8 protein-coding genes and 1 pseudogene are annotated in these 6,955 nt (G+C 70.7%); 4 read left to right on the top strand and 5 right to left on the bottom strand.

Annotated features, from left to right (window positions below; translation table 11 throughout):
* Positions 1–2: 2 nt before the first annotated feature.
* Positions 3–389, top strand: coding sequence for a hypothetical protein (locus NBZ85_RS25145; RefSeq protein ID WP_261562709.1), 387 nt, complete (start codon positions 3–5; stop codon positions 387–389).
* 77 nt (positions 390–466) lie between these two features.
* Entirely contained in the window at positions 467–889 is a 423-nt protein-coding gene (gene msrB, locus NBZ85_RS25140; RefSeq protein ID WP_261562708.1) for a peptide-methionine (R)-S-oxide reductase MsrB, read from the top strand.
* Positions 890–1,435: 546 nt separating this feature from the next.
* On the opposite strand, the gene NBZ85_RS25135 is transcribed toward msrB, so the two are convergent.
* Positions 1,436–2,140, bottom strand: a complete 705-nt coding sequence (locus tag NBZ85_RS25135) for a nucleoside/nucleotide kinase family protein (protein ID WP_261562710.1) — start codon at positions 2,138–2,140, stop codon at positions 1,436–1,438.
* Between the two features lie 106 nt (positions 2,141–2,246).
* Between NBZ85_RS25135 and NBZ85_RS32845 the strand changes: the two genes are divergently transcribed.
* On the top strand, positions 2,247–2,393 hold the full coding sequence (locus NBZ85_RS32845) for a hypothetical protein (protein ID WP_261559486.1): 147 nt from the start codon (positions 2,247–2,249) through the stop codon (positions 2,391–2,393).
* Positions 2,394–2,616: 223 nt separating this feature from the next.
* On the opposite strand, the pseudogene NBZ85_RS32840 reads toward NBZ85_RS32845, so the two are convergent.
* The 3 genes and pseudogenes from NBZ85_RS32840 to NBZ85_RS25115 all read right to left on the bottom strand — a co-directional run.
* Positions 2,617–3,012: pseudogene (locus NBZ85_RS32840) on the bottom strand (class I SAM-dependent methyltransferase); the annotation flags it as partial.
* An 8-nt stretch (positions 3,013–3,020) separates the two neighbouring features.
* Positions 3,021–3,779 carry an FAD-dependent monooxygenase gene (locus tag NBZ85_RS32835; protein ID WP_261559481.1) on the bottom strand — a complete coding sequence of 253 codons (759 nt, stop codon included), beginning with the start codon at positions 3,777–3,779 and terminating at the stop codon, positions 3,021–3,023.
* A 19-nt stretch (positions 3,780–3,798) separates the two neighbouring features.
* Positions 3,799–4,734 carry a Clp protease N-terminal domain-containing protein gene (locus tag NBZ85_RS25115; protein ID WP_261559482.1) on the bottom strand — a complete coding sequence of 312 codons (936 nt, stop codon included), beginning with the start codon at positions 4,732–4,734 and terminating at the stop codon, positions 3,799–3,801.
* Positions 4,735–4,838: 104 nt separating this feature from the next.
* Here NBZ85_RS25115 and NBZ85_RS25110 point away from each other — a divergent pair, with 104 nt between their 5' ends.
* Positions 4,839–5,198, top strand: a complete 360-nt coding sequence (locus tag NBZ85_RS25110; protein ID WP_261559483.1) for an excisionase — start codon at positions 4,839–4,841, stop codon at positions 5,196–5,198.
* Between the two features lie 145 nt (positions 5,199–5,343).
* Here the strand turns inward: NBZ85_RS25110 and NBZ85_RS25105 are convergent.
* The coding region (locus NBZ85_RS25105; RefSeq protein ID WP_261562707.1) for a DNA polymerase at positions 5,344–6,955 on the bottom strand (1,612 nt) is incomplete at its 5' end.

The following is a 6,955-nucleotide window of genomic DNA, read 5'->3' as shown; positions in this document are numbered from 1 at the left end:
CCCTGCGCACCCTGCACATCGCCACCCTCGGTATCACCCGCTGCGCCGTCGGCACCCTCGCCCTCACCCGCGCCGTGGACACCCTGCGCATCACCGGCGTCGACCGACTCACCGCCACCCACCTGGCCTGGGTCGCCCGCCTCGCCGGCATCCGCGACCTCGCCCTCGGCGCCGGCCTACTCACCGCCCTGACCACCAACCGCGACACCACCACCTGGCTGTGGGCCGGAATGATCGCCGACGCCGCCGACGTTTCCGTCTTCGCGACCTCCACCGCCCGCGGCCACCTGCCACCCGCCCTCGGCACCGCCATGGCCACCGCCGCCCTCGGCGGCGTCGCCGCCGCAGCACCCCTGACCCGCACCACCCACACCAGACCGGGGGAGTAACCCCACCAAACCCCGGGCACCCGTCCACCGACGGATCCACCCCGCCGACGAATCCGCCCAGAAAGGACCGTGACGCCATGACCACCAGCGACCACGCCACCACCGGCCCCGACAACGTCATCAAAAGCGACGAGCAGTGGCGCGCCGAACTATCCCCCCAGCGCTACGCCGTCCTGCGCCAAGCCGCCACCGAACCCCCCTTCACCGGCGCCTACACCCACAACAAGGAAACCGGCACCTACCGGTGCGGCGGCTGCGGCGCCGCCCTGTTCACCTCCGACACCAAGTACGACTCCGGCTCCGGCTGGCCCAGCTTCACCGAACCCGCCGTCGCCGACGCCGTCGAACTCGTCGAGGACCGCTCCCACGGCATGATCCGCACCGAGGTCCGCTGCGCCCACTGCGGGGGACACCTCGGTCACCTCTTCGACGACGGCCCCGGACCCACCGGCCAGCGCTACTGCATGAACAGCCTCGCCCTCGACCTCGACACCCACTGACCCACCCCAACCACCGACCGGGCCGCCGCCGGTGCACCCACGCACCGGCCGGCTCGCCCACCACCAGCTCACCACTCCAGACAACCCCAAACCCCAACAACCACCACCCCACCGCATGCGCCGATAATGCACATTATGTCAAGTAGAACCATGTCGACTGCTCCCCCCATCGTCTGAACCCTGGGACGGCAGGCAGCGGCGACAGACGGAATCCCGAGCCGGTACCCGCAAGTTCCACGGCCGGCGGATCAGCCAGGTCTCCGATCCACCCGCCTTCAAAAGATCAACTCTGGCCGAGCACGGTCGGGTCCAACATGTCGATCATGACATGTTGATCATACAGATGTCGATCATGCAGAGTCCCCCGGTGCTTAGGGGCATGGCTTTGTGTTTTGTTTTTGATCATGGTGTGATACATCGTCAACAGTGTTGATTATCTTAATGAAGAACAACCGGATGGTCGACGGCCCGCTCACCGTGCCCCACGCCGGAGGGGTGAGGTTGCACGCCGGGCTGTTCGCCTGCCGTCGACGGCTCAGGGCCTCCTCACGCGGGCCAGCGCAGTACTCGGGGATCCTGCGGATGTTCGTGATCGATCAACACATCGGCGTGGTCCCGGGGCGCGGCGCAGGCCTGGTAGAGCTCCTGTCCAGGTAGGTAGCGCGCCTCGTAGCGTTCGCGGACCTCGGCGGGCGAGCCGAGGAGGATGACATCGCGCCGGAGTGCACGGCGTAGCGACTCGGTGGGGCTGATCTGCAGGAACACGGTGAGATCCCAGTAGTCGCGCAGTTCGTCGCGCAGGAGAAAGACCCCGTCGACGAGGAGCACCGCGTCGACCCCTGCCTCGCGGGCGGGGCAGTCCAGCGGGGAGTCGCTGAGATGGTCGAACGCGGCCGTGCGGTAGCGCCGGTCACCGGCGGGGCTCAGCGGGTCGAGGAGGAGACGCCGCAGAGACGCGTAGTCGAACGCGTCCAGAAAGTAGCCCTTCGGCGACAACGGCCCTCGGCGCCGACGTGTGTCCCGGGGCTGGTGGAAACCATCGACACTGGCGCGGATGACGGGCCGGCCTCGATCCGTGAGCGTGCCAGCGAGCTCGTCGGCCAACGTCGTCTTACCGGCCGCGTCCGGGCCGTCGATCGCGACGCGCAGCACCCGGTCCTGGCATGCGGCCAGCACCAGGTCGGCGAGCGCACGCACGACACGACCGCGGGACGACTCCACCTCAGGATTATCAATCCCGTGCCAGGACATCCGAGTTCCCGGCCGATCGCCGCCGTACCCGGTCGCCGCGGCCGACGTACGTGCCACAGAGTGCCTACCGTTCACCGAAAGCAAAGATCACTTCCGCGGTGAGGAGGTGGTCTACGTGGGTGCGGAGAAGATCGGCCAGGGCTTTGGTGTAGTCGCGCTGGAACGTCTCTGCCTGCTTCGGCGTGAGGGTGGCGACCGCGTCGTGGTGTGGGCCGCGGGCGTGGGCCTCCCAGGCGTGTTCCAGGTCGTGTGAGGAGAAGCGGATGGTCTCCCCCGCCAGCGTCGCCGGAGTGAATCCGGCGTCGCGCAGTGCCTGACGGCATCGCGTCCGCGTCCCCAGGGCGGTGGCCGGGTCGGTGAGGGTCAGGCCGTGGCGGCGGGCATGGTCGCGAAAGAGCCTGGCCGTGACGGGAAAACCCGCCGCCTATCGTGGAGAATCCGATCTGTCCGCCTGGCGTCAGCAGCCGGTGCCATTCCCTCAGGGTCGCCTGGACCGGCAGGTAGAGCAGACCGGCGGAGCAGAGGATCAGGTCGAACGAGCCGTCGCCAAACCGGGGCAGGGTGGTGGCGTCCGCCCTGACCAGCTCGATGTTCGTCAGCCTGGCGGCGGTGATCGCCTGCCGGGCTCGGGTGAGCATGCCCGTGGAGATGTCGACGCCCACCACGTGTCCGGTCGGCCCCGTGGCTCGGGCGGCGGCGATCGCGGCGAGCCCGGTACCGGTGGCGGCATCCAGGATGCGCACACCCGCGGTGGGGGCGGCGAGTGCGACGAGCCGTTCGGCGTATCGGACGTGCCAGGTGTGGTTGCTGTACGTCGCGGCGCGCCGGTCGAAGACGGTCTCGACGCTGTCCGGGGAGTCGGGCGCTGTCACACAAGCTGTTATGGCACACGAACGCGAACCCAGGCCGGTCGGATGTCCTGCATGTGTGCGGACTGCCGGCCGGCGGCGCTGGTGCGTGCGAACATCTCGCGTTCGTATTCCTCGACGGCGGCGGGAACGTCGTCCGGGTGCGCGGCCAGCGCGAGGCCGAGCAGGGCGCCGTCGAGCAGCGCCATGTTGGCGCCCTGCCCCACCGGTGGCATCAGGTGCGCGGCATCGCCGAGCATCGTGACGTCCGGCCTCGACGGCCAGGTCAGGCCGACCGGGAGAGTGGTGATCGACCGCGGTAGGACCGTGTCGTCGCAGGCGGCGATCAGTGCGGTGAACCGCGGGTCCCAGCCGGTGAACAGGTCGATCAGCCGCACCCGGGCGGCGGCCGGGTCGCCGAACGGGATCCCACTGGTCGTGAACCAGTCCTCGTCGCTGTTGTAGAAGCTGAGGTAGATGCGTACGCGGCCGTCGCCGTTGCGCTGCGCCGACAGGGACTGTCCGTGGCCGAGCACCCAGTAGTTGCCGCGCCCCACCCTCGCCGCGAGGTCGGGGTGGGTGCGGTCGATGTCGGCAATACCGAGCTCGACGAGGTTGTGGCCGGTGTGCACCGGTCGGGCGTCGGTGAGCAGCGCGCGGACCCGGGAGTCCGCGCCGTCGGCGCCGACCAGCAGGTCGTACGTCGCACTGCGGCCGTCGGCGAAGGACAGCAGGCCACGGGTCGGCGGATGCGAATCCCGTTCGTACACGACGGCGTCGATGCCGTTCACGTGCAGCTGATCAGCCGCTTCACCGGCGGAGCCGGGGCGCGAGGACCGTGCGCACGACCTTGGCCACGTTGCTCGCGGCGGATCCGTCCTCTTCTCCGGGTTCCGGTTCCAGCACACGTTGGATCTGCAGCAGCAGTTGGTTGGTCGACTGCCAGAGTGGGACGAACATGCCGGCGACCGGCCCGACGCCCTGGATCGGGCCGTGGGACAGCTCGGTGACCTTCTTGGCGACCGTGACCGTTGTCGGGTCCCGCAGGATCAGGTGCACCTCATCGTCGACCAGCCGGATTTCCATCGTGCGCGCGGCGGCCTCCTCCGGGTTCGCGTCCGTGGTCGTCTCCGGATCCAGTTCGTCGATCTTGGCGGCGACCGCGTCCGGGTCGACCCCAAGTGCGCGCAGCACCTTGGCCGCCATGCTGTTCTCCGCCCGCAGCATCGCCTCGAGCAGGTGATGGCTGCCGACCGGTGCGCCACCGGCCAGCGCGCTGGCGGCGGACACGGTGTCCTCGGTGGCAGATGTGCCGGCCGGCCATGGGCTGACCGCGACGTCCTGCGATCCCTGCGACGACGCCAGCACCGCGGCACGGATCCTGCTGATCGGATTGATCCGCTCGGCAAGTACCGTCGCGCCGACGCCCTCACCTTCCCTGACCAGGGCGAGCAGGATGTGTTCCGTACCGATGTAGGTGTGGTGCAGCTGCAGCGCCTCGCGCAGGGCGAGGTCCAGCGTCTTCTTCGCGCTCGGCGCGAACGGGATATGGCCGCTCAGCTCCTGCGTGCCGGGCTTGACCACCGCGGCGATATCGACCCGCGCCGTCTCCTTGTCGTACCCGAGCTGGTGCAGAACTTTCGCCGCCATGCTGTCCGGCGCGTCGAGCAGCCCCAACAGGATGTGCTCCGTACCGATGTAGGTGTGCTTGAGCAGCCTCGCCTCCTCCTGAGCCGTGACAACCACCCTGCGAGCTTCCACCGTGAACCTTTCGAATGGCATGGCTCCATGGTCTCAACCATGTCAATACACTGTTATTGATATGGTCACCCTGCTGAAGGGAGGGTGTGATGGAGACACCGTCGGACTGGGAGGACCGGCTCGCACGCTGGCAGAATGAGCTGGAGCTGTTCGAGCAGCTGGACGAGACACCCTGGGTCACGTTGGCCAAGGCGGAAGCCGAAACCGGCGTTTCCCGCTCGGCCCTGCGGTCCTGGTACCGCAATGGCGAGATCCAGTCCCGGCTGGCGGACGGCCCGAACGGGCCGCAGCGCCTGGTCCAGTTGGACGCGGTGATCGAGCGCGCCGCCGCGTCACCGCGCATTCAGCGCAGGGCGGAACGGGAAGTCAGCCTGGAAGCCCAGGTCACCCTGCTACGGCACCGGGTTGACCAGCTTGAGCTGCGGCTCGCCGCACTGGAACGGAAGTGACCGGAAGTGACCGGCACGAGCAGCACCCTCGAGCGGGCGACTCTCCCCCAGGTTGCTGTTCTGGGTGATCCGTGAAGATGATCAAGATGGTTGCCGTTTCGTCAACAGCGTTGATTATCTTGAGGGGGTAAGTGGGACGCGGGGTTCAGTGGGCGGCGTCGGACCAACGGCGCAGGATCGACACGTCGGCGACGAACCGCACCCCGCTGCCCGCGGCCCAGTAGGCGGCCGTGGCGGCCAGGGAGCGGTGCAGCAGGTCGGCGGCGGCTTCGGCGTGCGCGGCGGGGACCTGCAGGAGCAGTTCGTCGTGCAGGCAGAGCACGATCTCGCCACCGAGGGCGGGCAGCTCGGCGCGGACCGTCACCGCCCAGGCCTTGAACAGCTCGGCGGCGGGACCCTGGATGACGGCATTGCGGGCGAAGCGACCGCGGGCCGTCTCGGGGATGCCGCCGGTGGGTGCCTCGTCGGGCGGTGCCGGGTCGGTCAGGCCCCGGGGTGGGCCCGCCGCGGGGGTGAGGCGCAGACGGCGGCCACCGAAGGTGCGCAGGTCGCGGCCGGCGCGGCCGGCGGCGTCGGCCGCGTCGAGGAAGGCCAGCGCGGTCGGGTAGGCGCGGCGCATCCGGCGCAGGGCCTCGCCAGCCGAACCGGTGGTCTGGCCGTACATCGCGGCGAGCACGGCGATCTTGGCCTGGGCTCGGGCGCGGCCGAGCTGCGCGGCCACCGGGGCGTACATGTCGTCGGCCTGGGTGGCGGCGGCGAGGGCCTGGTCGGCGGAGACGACGGCGAGTACCCGGGGTTCGATCTGGCCGAGGTCGGCGCGGACGAACACCCGGCCCGGTTCGGCGACGACGGCGACACGCAGGTCGGCGGGCAGGTTGTGCAGGCCGGCCTGGGCGGTCATCCGCCCGGCGGCGCCGTCGCTGGCGTGCCAGGCGCCGCGTAGCCGCCCGTCGGGGCCGACGTGGGTGTCGAGCCAGCGGTGGCCGTAGGTGGTGGCGATGCGCTCGGTGCGTCGCCAGGTCAGCAGCGCGGCGACGGCGGGATGGGCGTCGCGCAGCGGTTCGAGGCGGCCCGAGCGGGTGTCGGGGACGTCGATGCCCACCGTGCGCAGGGCGGCCCGCACGGCGGCGGGGTTGCGCAGGTCGACGGGCCCGCGCAGGTGGGTGAGGACCGGGGCGTCGCGGCGGCGGCGGGCGGTGAGCTCGTCGGCGTCGGTGCGCGGTGGTGGGCCGATGAGCTCGCCGAGCAGTGTTTCGGCGGTGGCGCGGTCGACGGGCAGGCCGTCGCGTTCGAGCTCACGGACAAGCAGTTCCGCGGCGGATTCGGCGCGGGCGGTCAGGACCGCCAGGGTGATCCGGCCGGGGCGGGCGCGCCGGTCGGGGAGGCTGCCCAGCGCTGCCTGCTGACGGTCCTGGGTGTGCAGCGCGAGCGCGGCGAGACTGGTCGCGCGGCGCAGCGCCTCACCGGGTGTCGCGGCCCGATGCAGCCAGCCGGCGTCGAGCTGGCCGTCCGCCGTCAGCGGCCCGGTCCCGAACGCGCCGCTGGTGCCCGCTCCCCCGCCGCCCGCTCTCCCGCCGTCGTCGTCCGCTCCCCCGCCGTCGTCGTCCGCTGCGACGCTGTCGTCGTCCGCTGCGACGCCGGCGGAGATGCGGCGGGGCCCGGTGGCCGGGTCGTCGCCGATGCCCTCCCACAGGCCGAGCTGGCCCTGCGCCACCCGGGCGATGCCGGTTGATCGCGGTGGTGGGGGTGGTGCGGGC

Source organism: Frankia tisae, from assembly GCF_025403405.1.
Classification (GTDB): domain Bacteria; phylum Actinomycetota; class Actinomycetes; order Frankiales; family Frankiaceae; genus Frankia; species Frankia tisai.
The sequence above is the reverse complement of the archived record's forward strand: the minus strand, read 5'-3'. Positions and strand labels throughout refer to the sequence as shown.

Coding starts and splice junctions, on each gene's coding strand:
- msrB (WP_261562708.1), top strand. CDS start 467: ATGACCACCAGCGACCACGCCACCACCGGCCCCGACAACGTCATCAAA.
- NBZ85_RS25135 (WP_261562710.1), bottom strand. CDS start 2,140: ATGTCCTGGCACGGGATTGATAATCCTGAGGTGGAGTCGTCCCGCGGT.
- NBZ85_RS25110 (WP_261559483.1), top strand. CDS start 4,839: ATGGAGACACCGTCGGACTGGGAGGACCGGCTCGCACGCTGGCAGAAT.